Raw genomic sequence first — 26,291 nt, forward strand, 5'->3', positions numbered from 1 at the left:
TGTGGTGCAATCATCGGCGTGACCGTTGCGATCCTGGCCCGAGGGCAGAACACGGCGTTGCCGGTGGCGGCGTCGTACACCGTGGAAGTGAGCCACTCGGCGGGACCCGAGGTCGACCTGGTCGCGTTTCTGCTCGACGAGTCCGGCCGGGCCCCCGGCGACGAAGCGATGGTCTTCTACAACCAGCCCGGCGGGGCGGGGGCGCGGTGGATGCCGCCGCAGACCGTCGCCGGCGTCACCCGGCACCAACTCCAGGTCACCCCGGGCGGCTGGTCGGGCTCCACGGTCCGGGTCAGAATCGGCCTGACCGTCGCCGGTGGCACCTTCGCCGCGGTGCCGGGGCTGCGCGCCTCGGTGCACGGTCCGGACGGCGAGCTGTACGGCCTCGACCTCGGCACCCCCGACGTCCAGGACGCCCTCATCGTCGGCGACGTCTACCGCCACCGCGACGCGATCAAGGTCCGCTGCGTCGGCGACGGCTTCACCGACGGCCTGCGCGGCCTGGTCACCGACGCCGGCCTGACGGTCGACGAGGAGCCCGCGCCCCCGGCTTTCGCGCCCCCACCGTCCTCGGCCGCTCCGGCCGTGGCTCCGGTTGGTTTCGCGCCGCCACCGCCTGCTCCGGCCGCGGCTCCGGTTGGGTTCGCGCCGCCGCCCGCTCCGGCCGCCGCGCCGGTCGGTTTCGCGCCGGCGCCACCGTCGGCGGGCCCGTCGCCTGCGGCGCCGGCCGTCGGCCTCACGAAGGCCAAGCAGATCAGCCTTGCCAAGCCCGCGCCCGGCGCGTCGAACGTCGACCTGCGCAAGTACGCCGTCGCCGTCTCCCTCGTCAAGAGCGGCCTCGACGGGCGCACGTTCCGCGTGGTGCTGGCCATCGACTGCAGTGGCTCCACGAAGAAGCTCTTCCGCAGCGGCGTCATGCAGCGCTCCCTGGAGCGGATGGTCGTGATCGCCGACCTCCTCGACGACAACGGCGAGATGGAGGTGTGGTTCTTCGGCGACTTCCCGGTCCGTTCCGCCCCGGTCCGCGTCGCCGACGCCGACGACTACCTCGACCGCCTGGCCGCCGACAAGAAGCGCGCCGAGGGCGGCAACTTCGAGCCCCGCGTCATGAGGGAGATCCTGGACTGGACCGCCGCCGAGCCGTCACCCCACCCGACGCTCGTGCTGTTCTGGTCCGACGGCGGCGTCCACGCGGAGAAGCAGATCACCGAGCTGCTGGTCCGTTCGAGCGACCGCCCCGTGTACTGGATGTTCCTCGGCCTCGGCGTGGCCGACTACGGCGTCCTCGCCCGCCTCGACAACGTCCGCGGCGGCCTGGTCGACAACGCGGGCTTCATCCCGATCGACGACATCGACCAGTTCTCCGACGACGACCTGTACGGCCAGATCTTCGGCTTCGTCAGCCGCTGGCACACCGCCGCCGCGGCGGCCCGCATCCTGCCCTCATGAGGCGAACCGTAAGCACCCGGTAAGCACGCGGAGGCTGGCCGCGCGGAACGGGTGGCCGGTTCACTGAAGCGCATGAGATGGAAGCTGGCCGTCCCGGCCGTCGTCCTCGTCGCCGTGCTGGGGTTCGGCCTGTACTGGTTCGCGCCGTGGCGCCTGTTCACCGACACCACCGTCCACGAGGCCCTGACGGCGCCGACCGGGCCGACCGCGACGGGCCAGGCGCAGGGCGGCGCCGTCGCGACGCAGAGCGGCACCGCCGCGCCGGTCGTCGTGGCGCCGGTCGTCGTGGCCAGCGGCACGTTCGTCACGCATGAGCACGAGACGTCGGGGACGGCGCGGCTGGTCCGGGCGGCCGACGGCACCCACCGGCTGGAGATCGCCGGGCTGAGCACCTCCGACGGGCCGGACCTGCGCGTCTGGCTCACCGACCAGCCCGTCGTCGCGGGCAAGGCCGGCTGGTCGGTCTTCGACGACGGCAGGTACGTCGAGCTGGGCAGGCTGAAGGGCAACAAGGGCGACCAGGCCTACGCGATCCCCGCCGGCACCGACCTCGCGAGCCTGCGCTCCGTGACGATCTGGTGCAAGCGCTTCTCCGTGTCGTTCGGGGCGGCGCAGCTCGCCTAGGCTGCTCAGTTGTGACGATCCGGGTGCTCATCGCCGACGACCAGCCGATGGTCCGCGACGGGCTGCGGCGGATCCTCGGCGCCGAGCCCGACCTGGACGTGGTCGCGGAGGCGGCCGACGGGGTGGAGGCGCTGCGGCTGGCCCGCGAGCTAGCCCCCGACGTGGCGCTGCTCGACATCCGGATGCCACGGATGGACGGGCTGACCGTCACCCGGCACCTCGCCGGCGGCCCGACCCGGGTCGTCGTGGTGACCACGTTCGACCTCGACGAGTACGTGTACCCGGCGCTGCGCGACGGCGCGTCCGGCTTCCTGTTGAAGCGGTCCGGCCCGGCCCTGCTGGCCGAGGCGGTCCGCGCCGCGTACGCCGGGGACAGCCTGATCAGCCCGTCGATCACGGTGCGGCTGCTGAAGCACGTCACGGGACCCCGCCCGGCCCGGCCCGCGCCGGTCGAGGCGCTGACCGAGCGGGAGCTGGAGGTGGCCGCCCACGTCGGGGCGGGCCGGACCAACGCGGAGATCGGCGCCGAGCTGTTCATCTCCGCCGGCACGGTGAAGACCCACGTCGCCGCCATCCAGCGCAAGCTCGGCGTCCGCAACCGCGTCGGCATCGCCGTCTGGGCCTGGGACACCGGCACCGTGGCGTGACAGGCCCGCGCCGGCGCGTCAGGTGACGAGCCGGTCGGCCCAGGTGGACGGGTCGAAGGGGGCGCGGGCCACCCGGATGCCCTCGGCGATCGTCAGGAGCGCCGGGCTCGTGTACGTGCCGGTGCCGGCGATGTGGATCCGCAGGCCGTTGACGTCGGGGAACTCGACGGAGGGGCGGAACCGGTCGTCGGTGAAGACGGCCGCGGGGTGGCCGCCGATGGTCAGGGTGGGTGCGGCCGAGGTGGCCGACAGGCCGACGCGCATCATCGAGATCTCGGCGCGGTCGACGGTGTTCTCGCCGGCCCAGAGGGTGGCGAAGAGCAGGCGGCCGGGGAGGTCGTTGCCGGCGAGGGTGGTCTCGCAGCCGAGGAGTCCGGCGCCGGCCGGTAGGGCGGTGAGCTGGACGGGCGCGGCGCAGCGCAGCGTGACGTCCAGGCGGACGCGGGCCTTGATGCGCGCGGCGTCGGCGGTGGCGGCGTCCTCGGCGAAGAGCTGCGCCCACACGCCGGGGACCGGCTGCCAGCGCTGGTAGTAGAAGCGCTGCATGGGGCCGGAGGTGAAGACGAAGAGGCCGTCGCCCCGGTCGGTGGCGGTCGGCAGGTGGCCGGCCGGGTCGCGGTTCTCGTCCTCCAGGAGCCGGTCGAGGAGGGCGGTCGTCTTCGCCAGGGACACCTTGTAGGTCGCGCCGTCCCGGGCGAACTCGATCGTCTCGACACCGCCGGTCGAGCGCCACGTGGCGTACGGGGACACCACGCTCCACTCGTCGACGGTGAAGTGCAGCAGCGCCGGGTCGGTGCCGATCCTCGACGGGTCGGCGGGCACCGCGACCGCGGGCAGGCCGGGGACGGACCAGCCGCCCGGCGGCGGGTATCTGATCCAGTCGGCGCCGGCACTCTGGGACGCCTGCGCGGCCGGGCCGGGCACGCCCGGGGACCGCGAGACGGTGACCGCGCCGGCGGCGGCGACGACCGCCACGAGCGCGGCGCCGCGCACCGCATAGGCGCGGGCCCGCAAGCGGCGGCCCCGGCGGGCGGCGGCGTCGGCGAGGGCGGACGTGTCGACGACGTCGCCGTCGTGGGCGCCGAACGTGGCCGCCAGGTCCTGCTCGAGCTGGGTGCTCATGAGACGCTCCGGGAGGAAGAGGGCTGGTGACGGGCGCGCAAGGTGGTGAGGGCGCGCAACGCGGTGGTCCGGACGGTGACGGCCGAGCAGCCGAGGATCTCCGCGATCGCGACGTCGTCGAGATCCTCGTAGTAGCGCAGGACCAGGACCGCCCGCTGGCGCACCGGCAGGGCGAGGACCATCCGCCACAGGGCGTCCCGCTCGGCCACCGCCACCCCGATGTCAGGGGCGGCGGTGGGCGACGCGACCAGGGCGACGGTGACCTCGCCGCTGGAGCGACGGCGCCACCAGGAGGTGTTGGCGTTGACCAGCATCCGGCGGACGTAGACGTCGGGGCGCTCCGCCGCCGACACCCGCCGCCACTGCACGAACGCCTTGGCCAGGACCTCCTGGACCAGGTCGTCGGCCCGGTGCTCGTCGCCGGTCAGCAGCCGGGCGAAGCGCACCAGGGCCGCGCCCCTGCTGTGCACGAACTCCTCGAACGTCACCCCCAACAGACGCTTCCACGGCCGCCGAATGTTCTGACGGTCCGGAAGAAGAACACGATTCCCAGCAGCGCCAGCGCCGAGGCCGCGACCAGAGCCGGCGGCGGGCCGCCCGAGGGCAGGGCGCCCATGAAGTCCACCGCCGCGACGTCGTTGATCAGCATGTACCAGAGGATCGTGTAGACCGCCTGGAAGGTGCGTGCGGCGCCGGTGAGGGTGCCGAGGGCCAGGGCGAGCGCCGGGATGAACAGCGCGCCGGCCGCCCAGGCCGCGAGGCCCGCCCGGTCCGCCTCGACGGCCATCCGGATCGCCGATGGCGCGGCGGTGCCGGCCGTCAGCAGTACACCCGCGGCGAACTCGGCGAGAAGGCGCCGACGCGGACCGGGATACGCCGCGAGGATCGCCCCCGCCTCGCGCCGGGTGCCCAGCCGCGACCACAGGATCACCGGCCAGATCCACACGACGGCGAGCACGGAGCCGGGATCGACCGGGGAGGCGAGCCCCAGCAGGGCCAGCAGCGCCGCACCGGTCCACCACCACCATGGCGTGCCCCGTAGCAGGACGCGGAGCTCGGCGAACGGCAGCCGCACCGCGGACCCGGTCACCACGGCCGGCGTCTGCGGGAGTCCCTTGTAGACGGTCCTCGGCTCGCCGGCGGAGACCGCCGCTGCGGGGCCACGGGCCGCGATGTCGAAGCGGTGGAACCACAGCGCCGGCAGCAGGGCCACGGCCACCGCGAGCAGGGTCAGCGCGACCCGGCCGGCCACGAACGGCGGATCCAGCGGCAGGCCCGGCCAGTCGAACGTCCGAAGTGGAGCGTCCACGTACATCAGACCCAGGCCGAACGAGTCGGACGTCGCCGGCATCGTGCCCGCCAGCTGCGATACACCGATCCCGCCGAGCGGCGCCGACGCGGACTGGCCGCCGATGGCGCCGACCATCCACACGAAGCACCACAGGATGTTGCCGAAGCCGGAGCGCAGCACCGGCGTCGCGTCCCACAGCAGCGCCGCGGCGGCGGTCACGGCCAGCATCGGCAGCGCCAGGAACACGAACGGCGTGAGCAGCCCCACGAGGTCGACGGTCCGCGACTCGCCGCGCAGCAGCTGGAGCGCGAGGGCGGTGACGGCGAGCGTCGCCGCCATCGAGCCGAGCACCAGCAGGTTGCTGGCGAACTTACCGGCCAGGTACACCGGCGTGCGCAGCGGCGACGCCGCGAGCAGCTGGCCGACCCCGGTGCGGACGTCGCGGGCGACGGCGTCGCGGACCAGGTAGAACCCGACGAACGTGAGCCACAACGCGCTGGTCAGGGCGGTCACCAGGCCGACATAGGCGCTGGTGTAGGTGCCGCGGAAGCCGCCGGCGTCGAGCACCACCCAGCGGGCGTCGGTCGGCGGCACCGCCAGCCAGCCCAGGCCGACCGCCGAGATCAGCATCACGAGGTACGCGGGGCGGCGCACCCGCTCCCGGAAGTCGGCGACCGCGAGGCCGATGACGGCGGTCACCGGGTCACCGCCAGGTAGGCGTCGGAGAGGTCCGGCGCGACGGGAGTGGCGTCCGGGGCGGGGCGCTGCGTGGCGAGCACCCGGACCCTGACGTGGCCGCCGGTGCGGATCTGCCTGGTCACCGGCATGCGCTGCTGGACGCCCGGCAGGTCGGCGGGGGCGACCGGCAGCTCCCACACGTGCCCCGCGACGCTGCGCACCAGGTCGCCGGGGTCGCCGTCGAACCGGATCCGGCCGGCGGCCATGACGACGATCCTGGTCGCGACCGACTCGACGTCGGAGACGATGTGCGTGGACAGCAGCACGGACCGGTCCGCGGACAGGTCGCTCAGCAGATTTCGGAAGCGCACCCGCTCCTCGGGGTCGAGGCCCGCGGTCGGCTCGTCGACGACGATGACCCGCGGGTCGGCGAGCAGCGCCTGCGCGATGCCGACCCGGCGCAGCATGCCGCCGGAGTAGCCGCCGAGGGGGCGCTTCGCGGCGTGGGCGAGGTTGACGAGGTCGAGCAGCTCGCCGACGCGGGCGCGGGCGGAGCGGTGCGAGAGGCCGCGGACCGCCGCCAGGTAGGTGAGGAACTCTTGGCCGGTGAGGTGCGGGTACACGCCGAAGTCCTGCGGCAGGTAGCCGAGCGCTCTTCGCAGCGGGGCGGGCCTGGTGACCGCGTCGGCGCCGTCGAAGCGGACCTGCCCCCGGGTCGGCCGGGTGACCGTCGCCGCGATGCGCAGCAGGGACGACTTGCCCGCGCCGTTCGGCCCCAGCAGCCCCACCAGGCCGGGCCCGAGCCGCAGCGTCAGGCCGTCGACCGCGCGCTTCTGCCCCTTGTAGACCTTGGTGATGTCGATCAGCTCAAGCATGGGTCCAGCCTCGCGGTCGCACGTGGTGGGCACATCTGCCGAACGGGAGAGACGGCGCCCCCCATTTGGGGGTGGGATGTCGTAGCCTGTTGCCGCTTCCACGGGAGGAATGAACCATGGCCATCTCGGCTCAGCAGCAACAACAGGCCGCGCAGCTCACCCCCTGCCGGTTCTGCAACAACGTCCCAACCGCGCAGACCAAGTTCCGCGGGCACCGGGGCCTGATCATCATGATGCAGTTCCGTCACGTCGACGGGCCGTTCTGCCGCGACTGCGGCATGGCCACGTTCCGCGAGATGACGTCGAAGACCCTCATCCAGGGTTGGTACGGCTACGGCTCGTTCTTCATCACGCCGTTCGTCGTGCTCTGGAACATCATCAACCGGCGCAAGGTCGCGAACCTCGCGCCGCCGCAGCCCTCGCCGTACGGCGGCGCCCGCCAGCCGATGAACCCGGGCAAGCGGCTGCTCGCCCGGCCGATCAGCATCATCGGGCTGCTCATGCCGTTCATCCTGGTCTTCGCCGCCATCCTGCTCATCACACTCACCAGCGACGCGTGACCTCACCGGCTGGCAGGTGACAGGTCACCTGCCAGCCGTCGCCCCGCGGCCCCGCGTGCAGCTCGCCGCCGAGCGCCTCGACCCGCTCCCGCAGGCCGGCGAGCCCGCTCCCGCCACCGTCCCTGACCGCCGTCGATCCACTGCGGTCGTTGACGATCACCAGCCCGACCCGGCCGTCCGCGACGCTCACGGTCACCGTCACCTCGGTCGCGGCCGGGGCGTGCCGGCGGACGTTGGTCAGCGCCTCGATCACCACGTGATAGGCCGCCTTCGAGGCCTCGGCCGACATCGCCGGGATTTCCGTCATGTACAGGTGTGCCTCGGCGGGACCGGTCGCACCGAAGCGCTCCACCACCTCCGGCAGGTCCCCGACGCCCAGGACGCGCTGCGACGCGGGCCCCCGCAGCGCGCTGACCATCCGGTCCATCCCGTCCAGGGCGCGCAGGCCGGCCGCCTCGATCTCCGGCAGGCCCGCCGCCTGCGCCGCGATCACGATCCCGGTGACCTCGTGCGCGACCAGGTCGTGCAGGTCCCTGGCCAGGTCGAGCCGGTGCGCGCGGCGGGCCCGCTCCTCGGCCTCGCGCCTGCGGTGGTCGCCGAGCCGCAGGTACAGCCCGGCGCCGGCCACGCACACCGTCGCCCCGAACGCGCCGCTCACCAGCAGCACCGACGCCTCGACCCGGTCGCCCGGCACGTGCAGCGACATCCGCAACGGCAGCGCCGTCATCGCCACCCCGACGGCGACCCCGGCGGGCGCGGGCGCCCGCCGGGCGAGCACCACCAGCAGGACCCCCAGCCCCACGAACTCGAACGGCGCCCACAACGCCGCCGGCTCCGGCGCCCCCCGGTACACCACGTCGGCGAGCACCGACCCCGCGGCGACGGCCATCGCGGGCCGCGGCGCCCGGGCGAGCGCCGCGACGGCGACGGCGGCGAGCGCGGCCGCCCCGGCCACCACCCCCGCGCCCCCGGTCCACGGCAGCGCGCACAACCACAGCGCCCCGACCGGCAGCACCAACAGGACCAGCAGGAGCACCTTCGCCCGCTTCTCGGGCCCGGCCCACCCCTCCCGCTGCCGGCCCATAGCAAGCGAGAATAGTGCTTCGCGCGAGGCGTGATGCCGTACTTCATCGTGCTGCTGCTGACGCCGATCTGCGTGGCGATCGCGCTCCACCGCCGCTTCCCGGGCGGCCCCACCGAGGACGCGCCGCTGCGCCTCCTGCGCTGGACGGCCGGTCTGGTCTCCCCGCAGCGGGCCGAGTTCGGCGAGCTCGCCCACCTCGACGGTCGCTGGGCCCGGCTGCGCTTCGCGCTCGGCTGCACCGGCGCCGCCGCGTGCTGCGGGATCGACGCCATCTCCACCGACCCCGCCCTCGTCGAGGCGTGGTGCCGTCAGGCGGGGGGAGCGCGCGGTGACCGAGGCCCGGCTGCAGCTCGCCGAGCTGATCGAGCTGGTCGAGGACCGCACGCACCGCGTCACGTCGACCTTCCTGAACTACCACACACCCACCGAAGCCGCCCGGCGCGAGCTGCTGGACTTCCTGGCCGCCCTCGACACGGCACTGACGGCCTGCGACACACCATGAACCTCAGCGCGGCACCTCCGCCAAGGCGCCGCACCAGTTCAACGAAGAGGTGGCGACGCACCTCGACAAGGTGGCGCGGAAGGCTAGTGGCACGCAAGATCAGGAAGAACGTGCCATAAGCCTGTGACCTGGTGCCCCCGGCAGGATTCGAACCTGCGACACACGGTTTAGGAATTCAAGTCGATCAAGCGAGGCGCGGTCTCCCACCTGCGGTGACCTGCGCCTCGTCGGCGTTCCTGCCCTCGCTGAGTACCCGCGATTGACCGCTGTTGACCCTGGGATCGGGCACGCAACGGGCACGCCAGCCAACCGGTTCCCGCGCGATCCCCAGCCCCCAAGCTCCTCCGTACACCCGTCATGCACCCTTGGGAAGCGGGCCGCCGGCGGGGGTGCCTCGCCTCGCGCGGACGGTCAGGTCCCGTGCGGACGCTTGGCGCCCCCGCCGGCGGTCTGCTTGGCCTTGCCTGCGTGACGGGGGTACGGAGGAGCGCCCCCTCCGGGACCCAGAGGCCCGCCGGGAGGCAAGAGGGCAACTACACGCGGAGGGCAACGCTGCGGGAGCGACGGTCTGTCGCCCGGCGGACGTCGCGGTAGCCCAAATCTGGATGAGCCGCCTCGACCGTCACGGGCGTCTCGGCCTGTGCTGTCGGCGTGCCTGGCTGTCCTTCTCAAGCGCTCTCTGTACGGCTCGGGCGTGGCGTCCCGGCCGGGCGGGCTTCCGGCGCCGGCCCGCAGGGCCGGGCGTCGCTTGCCCGCCGAGCCGGGTGTCCACGTCCGAGCCTGCGCCGAAGGCGCCTTGATCTAGTACAGCCAAATTCAGCAGTCAGCGGGACCTTCTCCATCAGTCTCGATGAACACGCCTACACCGGCCTGCAGTCGGCGACACGCCATGTGTGTCACACATGGTGGCGCGCACCTCGATGCTAGTGTGGTCCGCCACGAGCTGACGGGAGAGGTGAGTGCACCGCCTACGTCAGTCGACCTTCGCCGAAGAAAAGTTTGACTCTGGCAAGTTCAACCTTCACTGTCACCCATCCGGTCAACGCACGCTTGTGGTGCTAGCCCATGGCCTCAGCGGTAGTGGCTACGGCACATGGGGAACAGTGCCACGACGTCTCTTCTCTGGCACCAACGGGATGCCCGTCGACGTCGGGATTTTCGACTATCGGAGCGGAGCTCGCAGACTTCGCGGCGGCCGGGCTGACATCGACTTCTGGGCGAAGCAGGTGGCCGATCAAGTTGCTGATCTCGAACCGGAATACGATCATATCTTTCTTATGGGCCATAGCTTGGGCGGTTTGGTAATTGAGACCGTAGGCATGAAGCATCGAACGAGCCGAGCCTTCGCCGGGAAGCCTGGTTGTGGCGCACTGGCCGGTCTGATCCTAATTGCGTCCCCACGAGCTGGATCGGGTTGGGCGGATATACCAGTCTTAGGTCGGTTGTCGGAAATGCAATTGTTGAAACGGCTCAGCAATCGAAGTGCGGAAATCGACTCCTTCTACTCTACACACATTGAGAGACGAAACTTCACCAGCGCGCCAGGTACGGTGGCAGTACTGCCATTCTATGGAGCCATCGCAGGGAATGATCGTCTCGTCAACAAATTCAGTTCGATCTTCTCAATCCCAGAATCGCAGCGTCGCAATATTGATGCCAATCATCGCTCGATTGTGAAGCCAAAGGAAGACGATCACGAACTTATGGACTGGATTTGTAAGGTGATTGCGGAACGAATAGAATCGAGAGAGCAAGCCGACCGCCTTGATCGGCATGAGTTAAAGTTCAACCGGAAGGCTCCACGCCGGATCATCGTTACACGTTTCATTTCTGACTCTGGCGGGGCCCAGTGGGAGCGTGCATATAACCGAGCTCGCCGCATTGCCACCACTGACGGTGTCGCAGTCGAGGACTACAGGGAGGCCGGCGGAGCCGAAGCTCTCCTTCTCGTCGCGGTCTTTGATGCGGCTTCTCTGGTCGGAAGCGTTCATTCCGTACAGAATGTATTGCGGCGCATTGACCAGATCCGCCAGCAAAGCCCCGGTATGACGGTGGGCATCTGTCTCGTGGGCCTTGAATGCGACGCAGCCGAGCGAGATCTGAGGAAAGTCCTGGCGAGCACGGCAAGCGAAGAGACGTTGTACATCGAGAAGGTTCCGGCACCGATGGATGTCGAACGCACGGTCGCGGGTCTGATACACCTGGTTGTGGACCGCGTGCCCAGAGGAAGCGGCCGCTCAGTGCTTGCTGATTCATGGCCCGGCGCATCGCAGGATTACGATGCCATAGCGAAAGACGATCTGTGATGAACCTTGCATGGCTCGTAGCCGTTCTAGAACCTCACGAAGTCGCGATCAATTCTTCGAGTCCAGACGACTCATACGACGTTAGCGGCCCGGCTCGTCTCGCGACGACACTCCTTGGCGAAATGTCACGAACGGTGCGTTTGAGCGAGCTTCCCGAACCACCAGACGGGGATGTAGTTGTTCTCGCGGGCCGATGCCTCGCTACCGATTCGATTGAGTCGGCCGTTCCCGAGCTGGGCAATCGCCTGCTTGGTTCTGACTTTAGCGATGCAGCTGAAGCTGCTGCGCTTTCGCTGGTCTTAAGCAGTGCTGCCACCGAACTTGATGACTTTGACCTTTCTATCAGAGTACTAGACAGGCAACTGGCGAACCTTGGGAAACCGCGTCGCCCCGACGACGCACTTGTTCGAGGAGCCCTTCTCCAGCAGAAGGCTCTTAGGCAATACGATATAGGTCGACTTGATATTTCGGTTGTGGCAGAAGTGGTTTCCCTGCTGGCGAATCTCGATGCAAGAAGCTGCAGCCAGTTCGCGACAGGCCCCGCTACACGCAAAACACCCGAAGCTATTATTGAGACAATTCGGCGCAATTTACTGGAAGCTGCGGATAGCGTTCTCCCCTTCCAAAGTACAATCTTGGAAGAGGCTGGATTGCCTAGTTGGCAGGAGCGTCGTAGGCAAGGCTGGAGCAGCATTGCGGCTCGCATAGACGCCAAAAATGCTCGGGAATACTCTCGATATGTGAAGCAGGCATTCGAAGATAAGTTTCGGAGGTCTAACACGATCACTTTCGGCAGAACCAGTCCAGACATCTTCTACGGCCTACTTGCGCTTGAACTGCTTGGGCATGCAGGTGCTCGGTCCGCAAGGGGAGAACTGGCGCTTTTCCGTCTCACGCAAGATGGTCGCGCAATGGCGGACGTCGCGGACGCCCTTCGCCTGCTACGTCAGGCATCGGCCAAGACGGAGCTGGAAAGCATACTTAATCATCTCTATGTGTCGGGCCCTCTTGCAGCGCTAAGCCGAGATGGTCGACAAATCCTAGCGAAACGCGCCTCGCAAGACACACTTTCGGTTCTTGAAATGCAGGTTCTAAAGACTGCTGCTGACTTGTTTGCGCCGTCAGAAGCTCGTATCGGACTCGACGGTGTGTTGAATGCGCTGAAAAGTGGAAAAGCGATTTCCGCGCCTGGGTCAAGTGAGATTCCAGTAAGGCAGAATGAGATCGCCTGGATAGCTGTGGCCTCGTTGGCAAACGTGTGCCAAGCGCATGACGAGGCAGCTCTCTTTCTTCTGAGTGAGACAGTTAAGCATGTTGAGGAGGACGTTGACCGAACGATGTCGCGTGCGCTTAGCCAGCTAGAGTGGGAGTTGGTATCAACCAAGGTCCAGGGGCGCTGGCTTGACTTTATTACGAACTATTCGGAGCAGACACGAGGTATCGCGGAGGTAATGCACGCGCGCTTCGGTATGTCTGTGCCCGAGCCGGATGCCTCCCCGGGCATCCACTCTCTGGTCTACGCACTGAATAACGTCATTCATGGCGGGACTGTTGACGACGATTTGGTGGAGAACGCACTTCCACAGATCGTCGATTCGCTGCATGATATTCGGAGGCGAGCAGCGAGCGGTGCCTACACTTTTGGCGGCGTCGACTATGGGGATATCGCGGTCGCCTTGATTGTCAACTGCACTGCCGATCAGCTTTGGCAGCCTCTTGCGGATTTCTTGCTGGACTTTCGAGTTCTACAGGAAGACCGAAAGGGTGCGTTTGAACGACTGGCCCGCTCAAATCTGGTTGTTCCCGATGAAATTGCTGCTCGGTTTCGTGAGAACGCCGTTCGGCTAGTCTCTGCGCCTGGGCCGAGCATGTCCGACGAGCCGACTTTGCCATTTCCGCCAGCAGTGCGGTTCCTTGGCGCGTATCGGCTGATCGATGAGGCGGAGCTTTATTTTGCGCTTGCGGGACTCGCAGGTTCCTCTAACGTGAAGTCGCGTCGAGAAGCCGCAGTAACCCTAGCAACTCTTGCGCGTCACTCGTCTCATGAGTACCTCTTGCCTCTGGCGCTTCCTCTCACAGGCGACAGCGACTCCGATGTTCGAGCGAATGCTGCCCGATCATTGACTCTTCTGTCGCGATCGGGTGGAGTACTGGCTACCGTTGCGATGAAGCGGCTCGAAGAAGTTCTAGACGATGATGGTGTCCTTACACCAGTTCTGGCGCTGAAGGCATTGAAGGATCAGCCTCTTATTCTTCCGCCTGCTTTCCGGGCGAAATTGGTGTCTCTTGGCAGGGATCACCCATCGAGGCTGGTAAGGCAGGAAGCTATCAAACTAACTTCGAGAGCAGAGGGTACATCCGAGATTCTTCCGTCATCGGGTGACGCCTAGGGGGCGCCTTGTATGCACGCTGAGGGTCGCCAAACTATGCAGGGTTTCGGATTTATTTAGCACCCACATGCGTGAGCCGCGGGCCGTCTTAAGAATCATAGATAGTTCGATTGTGCGAGGATAGACACGGTTGCTGTCGGTAGCGTTCGCTGCAGTGCGGTTTGTGGGCGCGGTGCGGGGCGGCGGAATCGAGATTCAGATGAATCTGACATCTGCATGCATTGTGGTGCGAAAACCTGTGTCATCGTCGTACATGTCGACTGAAGCGTCGTTGAACAACGATGGCGTGCACCGTAAGAACGGACTTGTGAAGGCGCTTCCCTTCAGCGTGCGTCTACCCGTTGTCGATTCAGTTGCGCACCATTCCCAGGTGTTTCCGCACATGTCGTAGACGCCGTAGGGGCTGACGCCGCTGGCGTAACGGTCGACTGGGGTGGTGCTGCGGATGCCGTTTTCGCGGCAGTTGCACTTGGCTGGGGTGCGTTGGCTGCCCCACGGGTAGATGTCGCCGCGGGTGCCTCGGGCGGCCTTCTCCCACTGCTGGCTCGTCGGCAGCGACTTGCCCGCCCACTGCGCGTACGCGTTGGCGTCGTGCCACGTCACGAATACAACCGGGTGGTCGAGCTGGTCCGCCGGCGGCTTGCCGTCCTCCCAATGCTGGGGCGGCGTCGCACCGGTAGCGGCGATGTAACGGGCGTAGTCGGCGTTCGTGGTCGGGTAGACGTCGATGTAGAACGCCGGGAGGTAGACCGGTTCGTTGTCCGGGCCAGCGAAGTAGATCCCGGCGTCGACGAGGGTCATCAGTTTGCCGTCGACGGGGTGGCGGATGTGGTGCTCGTCGCCGACGGGGATGTCGTCGTCCTGGGGCTGGCCGTTGGCGGGGTGCGTCATGTTGGTCTCCTGTGCCTGAGGGGTCGGCGCAGGTCCAACGGTGTCCGCGAATCTGGCCTGAACGTCCATGCTGGACGCGGCGAGTGACGTATCAAGAGCGGACTGGTTCACTGGCCGAGGGATGATCGCCTCGCCGCCGGCTTCCCACTTGGAGATCATGCGTTCGCTGACGCCGAGGTGGCCGGCGAACTCGCGGATGCTCATGCGCTTGGCTTCGCGGAGGGCTCGAATCTCGCGGCCGGTCCAGCGTTGGACGGTGATCGTCGCCATGACCAGAAAGCTCCGTTGGGCGTCGCGGTGCTCTACAGGGACTCAGCCGGGATCTCCTCGTACTCCTTGCGGAGCGTTTCGAGGATTGGGTGATCCGCCGGAAACTCTACGTGGTCGATGGCTGTGATGGCACGTACGCCGATCGTGGTGTTCGTGGCGAGCGCTGCCTGCATCCCCGCCAGCTCCTGCAACCGGACCGGGGCAAGGGTGGTGTGCTCGTGGACCTGTTGCAGGAGGCGCATCGTGACGCCCGGCAGAACTTCGGCGTTCGGCCAGATCACCTGCTCGCCGTCGTAGAACGCGATGTTCCACGTCGGGCCTTCGCTGATGTACCCCTCGGCGTCGGCGAACACCGCGTCGTCGAATCCGGCGAGCTGGGCGTTGCGGCGGTGCCATAGCGCGCCGAACAGGCCGATGTGCTTCACCTCGGGCAGGTCTCGCGTGTACGTCGCGGACCGCACCCGCCACGGGTCGACCGGGCCGGACGGCACCTCGCGCGTGGTGACGAGCACCTGTGGCGTAGCGGCAGCGCTGGGCCGGCCGAGCGGAAGGTGAGGATCGAAGACGGTGACCCTGGCGACGAACACGCCGTCGCGGCCGGCGATGGCCTGGCGTACCCAGGCGCGGATCTGCTCGCGGTCGAGCTCGGCGCCGAACAGGAGCCGGCTGTCGCGGACGAGGCGCTCAAGGTGGTGCGAGAAGCCCCGGATGTGCTGGTCGTCGACGCGCATGGACGTGAAGTGTCCGTAGTTCACCATCGCCAGCGCCCGCAGCTCGTCGGGGGCTACAGGTTCGCCGTTCAGCTCCGCCATGGGACCAGTCTTGCAGCGGATGCACCACGAGTGGGACATCGGGTGCAGTGAAAGTTCAGTGCTGAGGCAGCGTGAGGGCGTGGGGTCCGAACCGTACAGACGGGACCCTTGAATCATGAGCAGCGAGCGTCGTATCTCGATGGTGGTCCCGGCCAGTGCCACCGATGCCGGGGTTGGTCGCGGTGCCTGCTGGGGGTGCGAAGGTCGCGGGTTCCGGGTCGCTTCCCGGCTGCGGCAGTTGAGCGTTGATGACGCCGGCGTTCGTTATGCCGTCCGGGTGTGCCCGGAGTGTCTCGGTCGACCGCTCCTCGCTGCCTGACAGGTCACTCAACGCCGAACGGAGGCCCGCGTGCGATCTTCTACCTTCATGGTGGCCGAGATGCCCGTTGCACCACAGCCCGACCTCGATGTCGACGTCCGTGCGCTCCGATCCTGGCAAGCGGTCGATGAGGACGGCGACCCGGTCCTCGTCGTCAAGGACGATGACGTCACGGTGGTCATCGACATGGGCTTCGGCGGTTCGTGGAACGCGGCGATCCGGGCGGCGGAAAGTCTTGGTGCGGAGGCGTTCAAGTACGCGTTGCGGCTTCGGGCGCTCCAGGAGCGAGCGGTAGGGAACGGCTCATGACCGTGACCGCCGATCGGGTCCAGGTGGACGGAAGCGACGGCGCAGAGCTGCTGTACGAGATCGCGGTGACGCTCCTACCGCTGATCGGGCGATGCGTCGAACTGTCGGCTGGTGAGTTGGTGTCCCGGCACGGCAACCGCCTCGACGATCCGGAAGACCGGCGGCTGGTCATTGCCGACATCGCCCGGCGATGGGAGCGGCTCGGCTACGCGGACCGTGCAAGCTTCGGGCGTGACTGGCGGGCTGCGGTCGCCGCGTTCACCGTCGACTACGTGGACACCGTCGAACTCGACGCTCCCGCATCGGGCGAGTACGAGCAGTGGGGGCACGAGGCGACGATGGCGCTCGTCTGGCGTCAGCACGCGGAGCACCTGCGCAGCCCGTAGGCCCGCTGTACAGCGACCCCGATCTCTGAGCGCGCCGCTCGGGTCGGGGTCGCTCTGTTGGTTCGACCGATTGTGGGATGACAGGGCCGAGCGACAAATATAAGCTCTTGACAAGCTATGTTGTCGTCTTGAGGTGAGCCGGTATGCCGATCGAGTACACGCCGCCGAAGTACGTGACGATCGTCAACGCGCTCCAAGCCCGCATTGAGGACGGCACCTACGCGTCCGGCGAGATGCTGCCCAGCGAAACAGCGCTGATGAAGGAGTTCGACACCTCCCGTCCGACCGTCGTGCGGTCACTGGAGATCCTGCGGCAGGCCGGCTGGATCGAGACTCAGCAGGGCAAGGGCAGATTCGCCCGGTCGAAGCCGGCGGAGCCACGAACGTTGCCCGCCCATGCTGCCGCGCTCCTGTCGGACGAGGTCGCCGGCGGCATTCGGGTCGTCGACGTCGCGGAGGTCCCGGCCCCACCCCGCGCCGCCTCCGCCTTGGACATCAGCGAAGGCGCGCCGATCGTCGTGCGCCGGCGCCTCGTCAGCGTCGACGAGGTCGGCCCTGTCGAGCTGGGCACCGTCTACATGCCGGCCGCGCTTGCCTCCGGTACCGATGTGGGCGCGCCCGGTCCGCTGCCCGACGGGCTGCTGCGTCACGTCGCGGCCCGCAAGGGCGTGCAGTTCGACCGGGCAACTGAGCGGATCTCGGCTCGGCCTGCGACCGACGAAGAGTGCGAACTCCTGAAGATCGAACCTGGGGAGTGGGTGCTCACGGCCTTGTTCTCCGTGTTCCTGCGAACCGGTCAGCCCGCCTTCGCGCTGGAGGTTGCCGTGCCGCCGGCTCGGCAGGAGTTCGAGGACTCGTTCTCGATTGCTTAGGCTGCGCGTCGGCGTTGCTCAATCTCGGCGGGATCGCCAAATTTCTCTGTCTAACTACTTAACAAGCTAGGTTCCATCGCTACACTAGAATCACCTAACAAGTTAAGCGGTCAAATGGAGGAGCTAAGTGGCACTCAAAGGTGGTAGCCGGTTCTCGATCCGGTTCGAGGACGTGTTCCCTGCGGGGTGCGTGCTGGTGCCGGACTCGATCGTCGAGGCGCAGGACTACAACGAGGCGACGAAGGCCCGCACGCCCGCACTTGACAAGTTGACCGGTCAGCGGGTGTGGACGGTCCGCGTCCTGGACATGGACCCCGACCTCGCCGGTCGGGCTCGTGAGGTGGCGGTCAAGGTGTCCGCGCCCGTGCAGCCGGTCCCGGACAACGGTGCGCCGTTCGCGCCGGTGGAGTTCGAGGGCATGACGGTCACGCCGTACGTCGGTCCGACCGGCCGGCTCGCGTACTCGTACCGCGCGACCGGGTTCAAGTCGTCAACGGCTGCCCGCAAGGCGGCCTGAGCAACACAGCGCGGGGCGGTCTGTATGCCGTAGGAAGCCGGACCGCCCCGCTGCCAACCAAGCCCATCGCTGAGGTGTGGAAGGCGGATTCATCATGCCCATTTCTGGGCGGCGTCGCCAAACCTGCCCCGGCCAACTCCTGCTGCTCATGCCTGTTGCGCGCGACGCGCGGGGCCGCTTCACCCGCTGGTTCACCGGCATGCCACGCCAATGGCTGGCGGTCCGCCGGGACGCGCGGGGGCGGTTCGCTGCGCTGGCGCCTGCGTAGGAAAGGTCGAAGGTGAACAAGAACACCAACGTCCCACTGGTCAACTTCCGGCGCCTGTCCATCCCGGCGCCGTGGTGGCTGGTCATGTGGATCGTCATCCCGTACCTACTGTTCAAGACCATCGTCTGGCTCGTGCGGTCGCTGCCGGTGCTGTGGCGCAACCGCACCTCCGTCACCCTGACCGTCCTCGCGCTCTGGCTGTGGCACGAGCACGGCTGGGAGATCCTCGCCCTGTTCGCCGGGGTGGCCGGCGCGACGGTCGGCGTGTGGTGGTGGCGGTGGCGGCCGTGGTGCGAACGGCTGATCGTGCTGCCGGTGCTGTCCTGGTGGCAGCGGCTGTTCGTGTACGGCCTGCACTGGCGCGAGGCGATGACCGTCTGCCGCCTCGCCGAACGCTTCGACACCAAGCTGAACGTGCCAAAGCTGCTGCGGGTGCGCTGCACGTACGCCACCGATGAGGTCCTGTTGCGGATGCCGCGCGGCCAGAACCCTGACGACTACCACGCGGCGGCAGCGAACCTGGCGTACTCGTTCGGCGCGCGCATCTGCCGCGTATACTCCGGCCGGCGCGAACAGCCACCCGCCCGCACCAACCGGTTCCTGCGGCTGGTCGACCGGTTCCGCTACCGCGACCGCCCGCGCCTGGTGTGGCTGGTGTTCGTCCGCCGCGATCCGCTGCGCCGTACCGTCCCGGCGTTCGACGTGCCCGAGGAGACCAACCTTGAGGCACTGCCGCTCGGCGTGCGTGAGGATCTCGTCCGGTATGTGCTGCGCCTCCTCGCCACCCACGTCCTGATCGTCGGCGCGACCAGAGCGGGCAAGGGTTCGGTGCAGTGGTCGCTGATCCGCGCGCTCGCCCCGGCGATCCGGTCCGGCCTGGTCCGACTGTGGGGCATCGACCCCAAGGGCGGCGTGGAACTGTCCCTCGGTCGGGACCTGTTCAGCCGGTACGAGTACGCCGAAGTCCCGCCGATGGTGGCCATGCTCGAAGAGCTGGTGGAGGTGATGCGGGAGCGTCAGGCCCGCATGCAGGGCAAGACCCGCGCCCACACGCCGACCCTCGACGAGCCGCTGTACGTGCTCATGGTCGACGAGATCCTTGCCTTGGTCGCGCTCCTCCAGGACGCCGACCTCCGCGCCCGGGCCAAAGCCGCGCTCGCCATGCTCCTCACACAGGGTGCGGGTCTCGGGGTGCTGGTCATCGGCGCGACCCAGGACCCGCGCAAGGAAGTCGTCGAGCTGCGCGACTTCTTCCCGACCCGGATCGCGTTGCGGCTCAACGAACCCAACCACGTGGACCTCGTCCTTGGGCAGGGTTCCCGGGCTCGTGGGGCGCTGTGCGACCAGTTGTCGGCGCGGCCGTCGATGCGTGGCATTGGGTACGTCGTGCTGGACGACCGACCGGAACCGGAGCGGGTGCGGTTCGCGTACGTCACCGACGACGAGATCCGCGACATGGCGGTTGCCTACGCCGCGCCGAACGTCGTCCAGCGGCCGGCGGTCGTACCGGAGCAGCGGCGGGACCCGAAGCACCTGTACAAGCCGGGACGGCACGCTCAGGGGCCGCTGCTGCCGGACTCGCTGACGACCTTCCTCGACGGGGAGGCGGCATGACCCGCCGCTTCTACCGCCTCCGCGCACCCCACGTCACCAACGGCTCCTCCGCCGTCACGGTCCGCGTCACCGACGACGAAGACCTCTACCTCGCGGTCGGCGCGGGCCGCCGCCGGATGTACGTCACGCCCGCTGAGGCATGGGCGCTGTGGCGGTGCCTGTCCGAAGCCGTCGCCTCCACCGGCGAACCACCCGAGTGGATTCGCGTCCCGATCACCCCTAAAGCGAAGTGAGGCAACGCATGCGGCTCAACGTCGAAAGCGTCGTCCTCGCCGCCATCGTCCTCGTCGTCGCGGGCATGGCCGGCGCCGCGTCGTTCACCCACGTCCACGACTGGACCATGGCCAACTCCCCGGCCGGTACGGCGGACTGGTTCGGCTGGGCCAACGCCGCCATCTCCGAACTTGTCCCGATCGCCTGCGCGCTCGTCATCCGGCGTCGGCGCCGGACCGGGGAGTCAACGCTGTACCCGTTCGCCGTGCTGACGGCCGCGGTGGTGCTGTCGCTGTCAGCGCAGCTCGCGGTGGCGAAGCCGGGCATCTCCGGTGGCCTGCTCGCCGCCGTCCCGGCGCTGGCGTTCATGGCCCTGGTGAAGCTCGTCCTCTCCACGAAACCGCAGCCCACAGCGGCAGAGCCGCCGCCGGTGGTTATCGACCAGGTCCCGATGCCCGAACCGGTCCCGCCGGCGGCGCCCGTCCCGGTGTTCCAGCGCCTCAACGGCGCGATCCCGTCCGGTGTCGTCAAGTGAAGGAGGCTCCCATGTACCTGCTCCGAACCCTCGTCGAACGGGTCGCCGACCGGCTGCACGCCTCCAGCGACGCGCACGCCCGCGCACAAGGCTTCGTGGTCCAGCGGCTGCCGTGGGGCGGACGGCGGATCGGTCACCCGATGGTCGGCCGGTTCACCGCCGCCCGCCGCGAACGCCTGCTACGCGGCGACGCCGACCCCATCGACCGCATGTTCCTCGACCCCCGGCAGCCGGCGGGCCGCCGATGACCGTCGACACCCTGCCCGGCCTCGAAGCACCTCAGGAGGCCGGGCCGCGCCCCGGCTCCCGCGCCGCCCGCATGCTGATGCCCCTCGCCGCCGACGTCGTCAAGGACATGGCCACCGAGTACGGCGTCTGCCTCCGCCCCATCGGCCTACGCCGCACCGACCTCGCCACCGGCCAGACCGAAATCATCGACGTCCCGTGCGGCGCCACCCGCGAAGACAAGTGCGTCCCCTGCGCCAAGCGGGCACGGCGACTCCGCAAGACGCAGATCCGGGAGGGCTGGCACCGCGTCGACGAGCCGTCACCCGGGCCGGCTCCCGCGACGGACGAGCAGCGCTCGCTGATCAGTCTCCGGGCGAACCTGGAGTACTTCCGCGACCAAGCGGTCCGAGAGTCGGCATGGGATCAGGTCGGCGAGGTCGACGACGCAATCCGCGAGGTGGAGGAAGCCATCGCAGCAGAAGGGCTTCGCGGCACCGTGGCGCCGGCGCACGACAAGCCCGAAGAGCCGAAGCGGCAGCGGTCCACCCGACGGCGGCAGGACGCACCGGCACTCCCGCGCCAGAAGGTCCAGCCGCGCACGGTCGGCCGTGTCTACACCGCCCCGGACGGCACCGAGCACCGGCCGTCGATGTGGTTGACGATGACCCTCGACTCGTACGGTCCCGTACGGGAGGACGGCTCGCCGCTGGACCCGTCCCGCTACGACTACCGTCGCGCCGCCTGGGACGCGATCACGTTCCCGCGCCTGCTGGACCGGTTCTGGCAGAACCTGCGCCGCTGCGTCGGCTGGAACGTCCAGTACGCCGGCTGCGTCGAGCCCCAACGCCGCCTCGCCCCACACGCCCACTTCGCCATCCGAGGCACCATCCCCCGCACCGTCCTGCGCGAGGTCGCGGCGGCCACCTACCACCAAGTGTGGTGGCCCCGCGTCGACAAGCCCACCTGCCGACCGACCTGGAACGGCGAGACCTGGTGCGACAGCGACACTCAAGCGCCGCTGCCCAGGTGGGACGAGGCGCTCGACGCGATCGACGAAGACCCCGACGCCGAACCCGCGCACGTGATCCGGTTCGGCAAGCACGTCGACGCCCGCGGGGTCGCGGCCGACAGCAAGGACATCGACCGCACCGTCGGCTACATCACGAAGTACATCACCAAATCGGCAGCGGACTGCCACACCGTGACCACCGATCGGCAGCGGGCGCATCTCGAGCGCCTGTGGCAGGAGCTGCGGGTGACGCCGTGCTCGGAGCGGTGCGCGAACTGGCTGTTGTACGGCATTCAGCCGAAGAAGGCCCACGGCAAGCTCCGACCTGGCAACTGCAAGGGCAAGGTCCACCAGCGCGCAACGCTGGGCATCGGCGGCCGGCGCATCCTCGTGTCCCGCGACTGGTCCGGCAAAACCCTCGCCGACCACCGCCACGACGCCCGCGCCTGGGTCAAGGCCCTCCTCGGTGTCGCCGACGGTATCGACCAGGTCCCGGCCGCCGACGGCCCGGACGGCACGCCGTCGCCCGTCGCGTGGGAGCTGGCGAAGCCCAACGACCCGGACATGCCGCCGATGCGGCATCGCCTTCTGCGCGCGCTGGCGCAACGGATGCAGTGGCGCAGCGCCATCAATGCCGCCAGAGACCGGGCGGCGCAGTACTCGAACGCAACGGATGACAACGGGGAGGAACCGCACGGTGGATGACCGGCTGTTGAACGTGGCTGAGGTCGCCTTGCAGCTCGGGACGAAGGAACGGTTCGTGCGTCGCCTCATCGCGGAACGCCGGATCGCTTACGTGAAGGTCGGCACGCATGTCCGCATCCAACAGAGCGTGCTGACCGCCTACATCAAGGAGGCAACGGTGGACGCCGTCGACATGCACTGGCACGGCAACGGGCTGGTGGCGTGATGACACAAGAGAAGGAGAAGAAGCGCCGCTTCGGTCGCATTCGGCAACTGCCGTCCGGCCAGTGGCAGGCGCGGTACAAGGGACCGGACGGCAAGGACCACCCGGCGCCGACAACGTTCGCAACCGAACGGCTCGCGGAGCGGTACCTCAGCATCGTGGAAGGCGAGATCACGCAGGGCCGGTGGATCTCCCCTGCGGCGGGCAAGACGACGGTTCAGGAATGGGCAGATCGTTGGTACGCCTCGGCGCTGTCGCGCTGGAAGCCCAAGACGAAGGAGAGCTACCGCTCCGTTCTGGACCGCCTGATCTACCCGCACCTGGGCAAGGTCAAGTTGTCGGCGTTGAAGCCGATCGCGGTGTCGAGCTGGGTGGGCAAGCTGTCCGAGAATGTGTCCGCCTCGCAGGTGAGGCAGGCGTACCGGCTGCTGTCGCAGGTGATGACGTCAGCGGTCGACAACGACATGGTGCCGGTGACGCCTTGTCGCGGTGTCCGGCTTCCTCGCCTCCCCGAGGCCGACCCCCGCATTCTCACGGTGCAGGAGGTCAACAAGCTTTCGGCAACCTGCGAGCTGGGTGACCGGGTACTGATCTTCCTCCTGGCTTACGGCGGTCTCCGGATCGGTGAGGCTCTGGCGCTGCGGCGGCGGCATATCGACGTGGAGAAGGGCCGGCTGCTCGTCGCCGAAGCGGTGACGCAGGTGGCCGGCGGTCCGGTGATCGGGACCCCGAAGTCGCACCAGCGGCGGACGCTGACCCTCCCGTCGTTCGTGGTGGAGGAAGCACAGAATCTGCTCGGCAACCTGCCCGATGATGAGGACACGTTCCTGTTCGGTGGTCGCCAACAGCACACGAAGGAGCGACAGCAGAGCTACTACGGGTTCCGCCGCCGGTTCGGGGTCGCAGTCGAGGCCGCCGGTCTCGGTGACGTGACGCCGCATGATCTGCGGGCCACCCACGCAAGCTGGGTCGCCGACTCGCACGGCGTCCTCGTCGCGGCGCGTCGGCTCGGGCACGCCAACGCCAGCATCACGACCAGGCACTACGCGCGGGCGATGGACGGCAGCGACGACCAGGTCGCAGCTCACCTGGATATGACGGCCCGCAAGACATCGGGCACGCAACGGGCACGCAAGATCCGTAAGAAGGCCGAGTAAGTGCTGATCAAGGCCTTGACCTGGTGCCCCCGGCAGGATTCGAACCTGCGACACACGGTTTAGGAAACCGTTGCTCTATCCCCTGAGCTACGAGGGCGCGGAGCACAGTGTACCGACGCCCACGCTGACCTGCGTCGGCATATCCCGCCCCCGCGTGACCTCGGTGCGTTCGGGCTGGTGAGACCGGCCGCCGATCACCCAATCGGCGTTTGCGACCAATGCGGTACGTCCGGTATGCCGGGTTGGCCCGCCATGACCTTCGCTGGTCCGCTTCGCCGAGCACTCATTGAGCAAGCTGATGCCGGAAGGCGTTCTTCGGGGTGGTGTGGGTGCGGTACAGCGGGCTGCACGGCGTGGCGGCCAGCCAGGCCTCCAGGTCGTCAAGGTCCCGTCCTCTACTGTGATCGGCGAGGAACGTGAACTCGGTCATGATCCCGACGACGCTACGGTTGGCGGTCGGGACGATCCGGCGGGTGCGCATCTGTTCGACCTCGTCGGCGATCATCGCGTCGTCGGCGCCATATGTGGCCATGGTCGCCGCGATGCGGTCGGCAGCGCGGGACAGGGCGGTGGCGGCGGGTGCGAGCGGCAGGAGGATCGGTAACAGGGTCGGCTCGTTGACCAGCAGCAACACGTCCAGTCGCCACGCGAACCGGGTGGCGTACCACTCGCCGAGTGCGGTGGTGGACTGCTCACCCACGCGCAGGTCCGGCGCGCCGATCCGGTCGCGGAGCTTCTTGGTCGCACGCAGGATCAGCACCGCAACATCATGTCCGTGACGTAGCCGTTCGATGGTTGAGCGCATCGGTGGCGGCAATCGGCCGGCCCGGTGATTACGCCGGTCGTCTTTGGCGGTGCCGATCTTCTTCAGCCAGAAGAGTGACAGGTTGCTACCCCTGCACTCTCCGGCACGAACCCTCAGCTTGCTGGATGAGAGCGCAGGTATTCGGCGAGCGCAGCGCGCATGACATCGCTCGGCGTGGTGTCGTGGCCGCGGGCTTTGCTGGCTTTCACAAAGTCGTCAAGCTCCGCGTTGAGTGTTACTGACAGCCGGAAACGGCGCACTGGTGAGGCCTGTCCCGGCTCATTCTGCGCATCGAGCGCCGGCCTGCCGGCGCGAGCAGCGCGCAACAGCGCCCGCCCGCTCTCGGCGGCGGCAGTGCCCGACTCCACCGTTGCGTCTGCATCAATCGTGGCCGTTTCGGCCCATCGCGCCGCTGCTTCGTAGTCGTCGGCAGTCGGTACCTGCTCGTCCGCCACCCGGGCGGCTTGCAGCAAGGCGCGCCCGCTGGCGGCGGCAACCTCGCCTCGCTCCACGGTGGGATCGTTCGGATCGAAGGTGGCGTTCTCCGCCCACCGTGCCGCTGCTTCGTAATCGTCGACCGGCAAGGGAGTGTTAGCCGTATGCGGCTCGGAGGTCATCGATAACTCCTTCCGATCAGGTTGAGACTGCGCTTCTGGGCCTCCATGACATGGAAGACCGTGACCGTACTTCCTCGAACTTCGAGGAAGACCTCGAGCAACGTGTGATCCGTGAGGCTGCGTGGACCGACGAACAGATGGGGTCGAATATTGGCCGGAGGCTGAGGATCCGTGAAGTGCTGGACGTGTCCCACCGCGTTCTCGATGGCGTACACCGCCTCGTCCTCGGTAAAGCCATGCTTCCTTGCACTTTCGGTGAACCGGACCGACATGTCAATACTGTAGCACAAAATTATTTATGTGCCACAGAGGAGGCCATATGATGTCGTGTGGAGACCGGCTGGCTTTGTGCGCTCGAACGCAACAGATGGGAGGCTCATGACTGAGTTCCACGACTGGGACGACATCCGCGCCGAGCTCGACGACGGAGACAGCGACGCGCTGAGCGCCGAACGGGCACGAACCGAGGCGTGGGTCAGCGCCTTCCACCTCGCCGAAGAACGCAAGCGCATTGGACTCACGCAGTGCCAGGTCGCGGACCTCACCAATGCTTCGAACTGGCGGGACGTAAAGGCAAAAGCTCGAGTTGCCGACCCGCTCCGGAACGACGCCGAGCGGATTGCTCGCCGACGGCAGATGCGAGAGCAGATGCTGGCATCGGTCAACCGCGCGGAACGGTTGCGCGACCTGCAGGCCGAAAGTGACAGCCGGCTCGCGGAGCTGGATGTCCACGCCGGGGACCTTCCGGGCCTCATCAGCGAGGCATGCAAGGACTGGATATGGCCAAGGAGCTCATCGATGTCGCCTTGGATGCGCTGGCGGAGACGAACGCCCTGCTCGGAACGAAGACGCAGAAGGACCTTGTCAACACCGCGCTGCGTGAGGTGGCCGCTATCCAGAGCCGGGCCAGGGCCCTGGATGAGCTGACCGAGATCGCCGCTACCGGGGCGTTCGATCATCTGCTGGACAAGGGCAACTACCGGCCGTGAGCACAGTTCGGTTGGCCTGGACCGCGGCGCGGGCTCTTCCGATCA

General features: G+C 68.1%; 30 protein-coding genes and 1 tRNA gene. 19 read left to right on the plus strand and 12 right to left on the minus strand.

All coding sequences use genetic code 11. From position 1 onward, the window contains the following. Positions 1-18: 18 nt before the first annotated feature. The 3 genes from ABD332_RS09335 to ABD332_RS09345 all read left to right on the plus strand — a co-directional run bounded on the left by ABD332_RS09335 (position 19) and on the right by ABD332_RS09345 (position 2,720). Positions 19-1,449, plus strand: a complete 1,431-nt coding sequence (locus tag ABD332_RS09335; protein ID WP_344501387.1) for a VWA domain-containing protein — start codon at positions 19-21, stop codon at positions 1,447-1,449. Positions 1,450-1,521: 72 nt separating this feature from the next. Further along, positions 1,522-2,073 (plus strand): DM13 domain-containing protein, encoded by a 552-nt coding sequence (locus ABD332_RS09340; protein WP_344501388.1) that lies wholly within the window; start codon positions 1,522-1,524, stop codon positions 2,071-2,073. Between the two features lie 11 nt (positions 2,074-2,084). Beyond that, entirely contained in the window at positions 2,085-2,720 is a 636-nt protein-coding gene (locus ABD332_RS09345) for a response regulator (RefSeq protein WP_344501389.1), read from the plus strand. Between the two features lie 18 nt (positions 2,721-2,738). Here the strand turns inward: ABD332_RS09345 and ABD332_RS09350 are convergent, their stop codons facing one another. Genes ABD332_RS09350 through ABD332_RS09365 form a run of 4 tightly spaced genes read right to left on the minus strand, consistent with a single transcriptional unit; the run spans position 2,739 to position 6,686 of the window. Beyond that, positions 2,739-3,842: a hypothetical protein gene (locus ABD332_RS09350; RefSeq protein ID WP_344501390.1), complete on the minus strand. Its 1,104-nt coding sequence runs from the start codon at positions 3,840-3,842 to the stop codon at positions 2,739-2,741. After that, positions 3,839-4,330, minus strand: coding sequence for a SigE family RNA polymerase sigma factor (locus tag ABD332_RS09355; protein WP_344501464.1), 492 nt, complete (start codon positions 4,328-4,330; stop codon positions 3,839-3,841). The genes ABD332_RS09350 and ABD332_RS09355 overlap by 4 nt, the downstream gene beginning before the upstream one ends. Beyond that, on the minus strand, positions 4,327-5,832 hold the full coding sequence (locus tag ABD332_RS09360; RefSeq protein WP_344501391.1) for a hypothetical protein: 1,506 nt from the start codon (positions 5,830-5,832) through the stop codon (positions 4,327-4,329). Before ABD332_RS09360 ends, ABD332_RS09355 begins: the two co-directional genes overlap by 4 nt. Next, positions 5,829-6,686, minus strand: a complete 858-nt coding sequence (locus ABD332_RS09365) for an ABC transporter ATP-binding protein (protein ID WP_344501392.1) — start codon at positions 6,684-6,686, stop codon at positions 5,829-5,831. The genes ABD332_RS09360 and ABD332_RS09365 overlap by 4 nt, the downstream gene beginning before the upstream one ends. Before the next feature lie 116 nt (positions 6,687-6,802). On the opposite strand from ABD332_RS09365, the gene ABD332_RS09370 reads away from it, so the two are divergent. Then, complete coding sequence (locus ABD332_RS09370; RefSeq protein ID WP_344501393.1) at positions 6,803-7,246, plus strand: hypothetical protein; 444 nt, start codon at positions 6,803-6,805, stop codon at positions 7,244-7,246. Here ABD332_RS09370 and ABD332_RS09375 read toward each other — a convergent pair. Further along, positions 7,230-8,330 carry a sensor histidine kinase gene (locus ABD332_RS09375; protein ID WP_344501394.1) on the minus strand — a complete coding sequence of 367 codons (1,101 nt, stop codon included), beginning with the start codon at positions 8,328-8,330 and terminating at the stop codon, positions 7,230-7,232. The genes ABD332_RS09370 and ABD332_RS09375 overlap by 17 nt on opposite strands. 328 nt (positions 8,331-8,658) lie before the next feature. On the opposite strand from ABD332_RS09375, the gene ABD332_RS09380 reads away from it, so the two are divergent. The 3 genes from ABD332_RS09380 to ABD332_RS09390 all read left to right on the plus strand — a co-directional run bounded on the left by ABD332_RS09380 (position 8,659) and on the right by ABD332_RS09390 (position 13,528). Next, a complete protein-coding gene (locus tag ABD332_RS09380; protein ID WP_344501395.1) occupies positions 8,659-8,832 on the plus strand; it encodes a hypothetical protein in 174 nt (57 codons plus the stop codon). 959 nt (positions 8,833-9,791) lie between these two features. Then, the gene (locus ABD332_RS09385; protein ID WP_344501396.1) at positions 9,792-11,138 is read left to right on the plus strand and encodes an esterase/lipase family protein; all 1,347 of its coding nucleotides are present in this window, start codon (positions 9,792-9,794) and stop codon (positions 11,136-11,138) included. 140 nt (positions 11,139-11,278) lie between these two features. Further along, positions 11,279-13,528 carry a hypothetical protein gene (locus ABD332_RS09390; protein ID WP_344501397.1) on the plus strand — a complete coding sequence of 750 codons (2,250 nt, stop codon included), beginning with the start codon at positions 11,279-11,281 and terminating at the stop codon, positions 13,526-13,528. 195 nt (positions 13,529-13,723) lie between these two features. On the opposite strand, the gene ABD332_RS09395 is transcribed toward ABD332_RS09390, so the two are convergent. Together ABD332_RS09395 and ABD332_RS09400 are read right to left on the minus strand one after the other, a co-directional pair. Then, a complete protein-coding gene (locus ABD332_RS09395; RefSeq protein ID WP_344501398.1) occupies positions 13,724-14,689 on the minus strand; it encodes an SUMF1/EgtB/PvdO family nonheme iron enzyme in 966 nt (321 codons plus the stop codon). Between the two features lie 32 nt (positions 14,690-14,721). Then, entirely contained in the window at positions 14,722-15,501 is a 780-nt protein-coding gene (locus tag ABD332_RS09400) for an aminotransferase class IV family protein (protein ID WP_344501399.1), read from the minus strand. Positions 15,502-15,868: 367 nt separating this feature from the next. Here ABD332_RS09400 and ABD332_RS09405 point away from each other — a divergent pair, with 367 nt between their 5' ends. From ABD332_RS09405 to ABD332_RS09455, 11 genes are all read left to right on the plus strand, one after another. Continuing rightward, the gene (locus tag ABD332_RS09405; RefSeq protein ID WP_344501400.1) at positions 15,869-16,129 is read left to right on the plus strand and encodes a hypothetical protein; all 261 of its coding nucleotides are present in this window, start codon (positions 15,869-15,871) and stop codon (positions 16,127-16,129) included. Continuing rightward, entirely contained in the window at positions 16,126-16,515 is a 390-nt protein-coding gene (locus ABD332_RS09410; protein WP_344501401.1) for a hypothetical protein, read from the plus strand. The genes ABD332_RS09405 and ABD332_RS09410 overlap by 4 nt, the downstream gene beginning before the upstream one ends. 143 nt (positions 16,516-16,658) lie before the next feature. After that, positions 16,659-17,387 carry a GntR family transcriptional regulator gene (locus tag ABD332_RS09415; protein WP_344501402.1) on the plus strand — a complete coding sequence of 243 codons (729 nt, stop codon included), beginning with the start codon at positions 16,659-16,661 and terminating at the stop codon, positions 17,385-17,387. Between the two features lie 127 nt (positions 17,388-17,514). Continuing rightward, positions 17,515-17,904 (plus strand): transcriptional regulator, encoded by a 390-nt coding sequence (locus ABD332_RS09420; RefSeq protein ID WP_344501403.1) that lies wholly within the window; start codon positions 17,515-17,517, stop codon positions 17,902-17,904. A gap of 280 nt (positions 17,905-18,184) precedes the next feature. Next, positions 18,185-19,786, plus strand: a complete 1,602-nt coding sequence (locus ABD332_RS09425) for an FtsK/SpoIIIE domain-containing protein (protein WP_344501404.1) — start codon at positions 18,185-18,187, stop codon at positions 19,784-19,786. Beyond that, positions 19,783-20,019 (plus strand): spread protein, encoded by a 237-nt coding sequence (locus ABD332_RS09430; protein ID WP_344501405.1) that lies wholly within the window; start codon positions 19,783-19,785, stop codon positions 20,017-20,019. The genes ABD332_RS09425 and ABD332_RS09430 overlap by 4 nt, the downstream gene beginning before the upstream one ends. An 8-nt stretch (positions 20,020-20,027) precedes the next feature. Beyond that, positions 20,028-20,534, plus strand: a complete 507-nt coding sequence (locus ABD332_RS09435) for a DUF2637 domain-containing protein (protein WP_344501406.1) — start codon at positions 20,028-20,030, stop codon at positions 20,532-20,534. Between the two features lie 11 nt (positions 20,535-20,545). After that, positions 20,546-20,782 (plus strand): hypothetical protein, encoded by a 237-nt coding sequence (locus ABD332_RS09440; RefSeq protein WP_344501407.1) that lies wholly within the window; start codon positions 20,546-20,548, stop codon positions 20,780-20,782. Next, positions 20,779-22,476 (plus strand): replication initiator, encoded by a 1,698-nt coding sequence (locus ABD332_RS09445; protein WP_344501408.1) that lies wholly within the window; start codon positions 20,779-20,781, stop codon positions 22,474-22,476. The genes ABD332_RS09440 and ABD332_RS09445 overlap by 4 nt, the downstream gene beginning before the upstream one ends. Beyond that, entirely contained in the window at positions 22,469-22,681 is a 213-nt protein-coding gene (locus ABD332_RS09450) for a helix-turn-helix domain-containing protein (RefSeq protein WP_344501409.1), read from the plus strand. The genes ABD332_RS09445 and ABD332_RS09450 overlap by 8 nt, the downstream gene beginning before the upstream one ends. Continuing rightward, positions 22,681-23,835 (plus strand): site-specific integrase, encoded by a 1,155-nt coding sequence (locus ABD332_RS09455; RefSeq protein WP_344501410.1) that lies wholly within the window; start codon positions 22,681-22,683, stop codon positions 23,833-23,835. Before ABD332_RS09450 ends, ABD332_RS09455 begins: the two co-directional genes overlap by 1 nt. A 21-nt stretch (positions 23,836-23,856) precedes the next feature. Here ABD332_RS09455 and ABD332_RS09460 read toward each other — a convergent pair. From ABD332_RS09460 to ABD332_RS09480, 5 genes are all read right to left on the minus strand, one after another. After that, a tRNA-Arg gene (locus tag ABD332_RS09460) sits at positions 23,857-23,932 on the minus strand. Positions 23,933-24,118: 186 nt separating this feature from the next. After that, positions 24,119-24,595 carry a DUF6933 domain-containing protein gene (locus tag ABD332_RS09465; protein ID WP_344501411.1) on the minus strand — a complete coding sequence of 159 codons (477 nt, stop codon included), beginning with the start codon at positions 24,593-24,595 and terminating at the stop codon, positions 24,119-24,121. A 158-nt stretch (positions 24,596-24,753) separates the two neighbouring features. Then, on the minus strand, positions 24,754-25,257 hold the full coding sequence (locus ABD332_RS09470; RefSeq protein ID WP_344501412.1) for a hypothetical protein: 504 nt from the start codon (positions 25,255-25,257) through the stop codon (positions 24,754-24,756). Next, positions 25,254-25,529: a hypothetical protein gene (locus ABD332_RS09475; RefSeq protein ID WP_344501413.1), complete on the minus strand. Its 276-nt coding sequence runs from the start codon at positions 25,527-25,529 to the stop codon at positions 25,254-25,256. Before ABD332_RS09475 ends, ABD332_RS09470 begins: the two co-directional genes overlap by 4 nt. 1 nt (position 25,530) lies before the next feature. Next, the gene (locus ABD332_RS09480; protein ID WP_344501414.1) at positions 25,531-25,989 is read right to left on the minus strand and encodes a hypothetical protein; all 459 of its coding nucleotides are present in this window, start codon (positions 25,987-25,989) and stop codon (positions 25,531-25,533) included. 47 nt (positions 25,990-26,036) lie between these two features. On the opposite strand from ABD332_RS09480, the gene ABD332_RS09485 reads away from it, so the two are divergent. Further along, entirely contained in the window at positions 26,037-26,246 is a 210-nt protein-coding gene (locus tag ABD332_RS09485) for a DUF2191 domain-containing protein (RefSeq protein ID WP_344501415.1), read from the plus strand. The last annotated feature ends 45 nt before the right edge of the window (positions 26,247-26,291 follow it).

It is taken from the genome of Dactylosporangium maewongense (assembly GCF_039531485.1).
GTDB classification, from domain to species: domain Bacteria; phylum Actinomycetota; class Actinomycetes; order Mycobacteriales; family Micromonosporaceae; genus Dactylosporangium; species Dactylosporangium maewongense.

What these genes read in the sequence shown, in the direction of transcription:
- ABD332_RS09340 (WP_344501388.1), top strand. Translation starts at nt 1,522, where the DNA reads ATGAGATGGAAGCTGGCCGTCCCGGCCGTCGTCCTCGTCGCCGTGCTG.
- ABD332_RS09350 (WP_344501390.1), bottom strand. Translation starts at nt 3,842, where the DNA reads ATGAGCACCCAGCTCGAGCAGGACCTGGCGGCCACGTTCGGCGCCCAC.
- ABD332_RS09365 (WP_344501392.1), bottom strand. Translation starts at nt 6,686, where the DNA reads ATGCTTGAGCTGATCGACATCACCAAGGTCTACAAGGGGCAGAAGCGC.
- ABD332_RS09370 (WP_344501393.1), top strand. Translation starts at nt 6,803, where the DNA reads ATGGCCATCTCGGCTCAGCAGCAACAACAGGCCGCGCAGCTCACCCCC.
- ABD332_RS09375 (WP_344501394.1), bottom strand. Translation starts at nt 8,330, where the DNA reads ATGGGCCGGCAGCGGGAGGGGTGGGCCGGGCCCGAGAAGCGGGCGAAG.
- ABD332_RS09395 (WP_344501398.1), bottom strand. Translation starts at nt 14,689, where the DNA reads ATGGCGACGATCACCGTCCAACGCTGGACCGGCCGCGAGATTCGAGCC.
- ABD332_RS09400 (WP_344501399.1), bottom strand. Translation starts at nt 15,501, where the DNA reads ATGGCGGAGCTGAACGGCGAACCTGTAGCCCCCGACGAGCTGCGGGCG.
- ABD332_RS09405 (WP_344501400.1), top strand. Translation starts at nt 15,869, where the DNA reads ATGGTGGCCGAGATGCCCGTTGCACCACAGCCCGACCTCGATGTCGAC.
- ABD332_RS09410 (WP_344501401.1), top strand. Translation starts at nt 16,126, where the DNA reads ATGACCGTGACCGCCGATCGGGTCCAGGTGGACGGAAGCGACGGCGCA.
- ABD332_RS09415 (WP_344501402.1), top strand. Translation starts at nt 16,659, where the DNA reads ATGCCGATCGAGTACACGCCGCCGAAGTACGTGACGATCGTCAACGCG.
- ABD332_RS09430 (WP_344501405.1), top strand. Translation starts at nt 19,783, where the DNA reads ATGACCCGCCGCTTCTACCGCCTCCGCGCACCCCACGTCACCAACGGC.
- ABD332_RS09435 (WP_344501406.1), top strand. Translation starts at nt 20,028, where the DNA reads ATGCGGCTCAACGTCGAAAGCGTCGTCCTCGCCGCCATCGTCCTCGTC.
- ABD332_RS09440 (WP_344501407.1), top strand. Translation starts at nt 20,546, where the DNA reads ATGTACCTGCTCCGAACCCTCGTCGAACGGGTCGCCGACCGGCTGCAC.
- ABD332_RS09445 (WP_344501408.1), top strand. Translation starts at nt 20,779, where the DNA reads ATGACCGTCGACACCCTGCCCGGCCTCGAAGCACCTCAGGAGGCCGGG.
- ABD332_RS09455 (WP_344501410.1), top strand. Translation starts at nt 22,681, where the DNA reads ATGACACAAGAGAAGGAGAAGAAGCGCCGCTTCGGTCGCATTCGGCAA.
- ABD332_RS09470 (WP_344501412.1), bottom strand. Translation starts at nt 25,257, where the DNA reads ATGACCTCCGAGCCGCATACGGCTAACACTCCCTTGCCGGTCGACGAT.
- ABD332_RS09475 (WP_344501413.1), bottom strand. Translation starts at nt 25,529, where the DNA reads ATGTCGGTCCGGTTCACCGAAAGTGCAAGGAAGCATGGCTTTACCGAG.
- ABD332_RS09485 (WP_344501415.1), top strand. Translation starts at nt 26,037, where the DNA reads ATGGCCAAGGAGCTCATCGATGTCGCCTTGGATGCGCTGGCGGAGACG.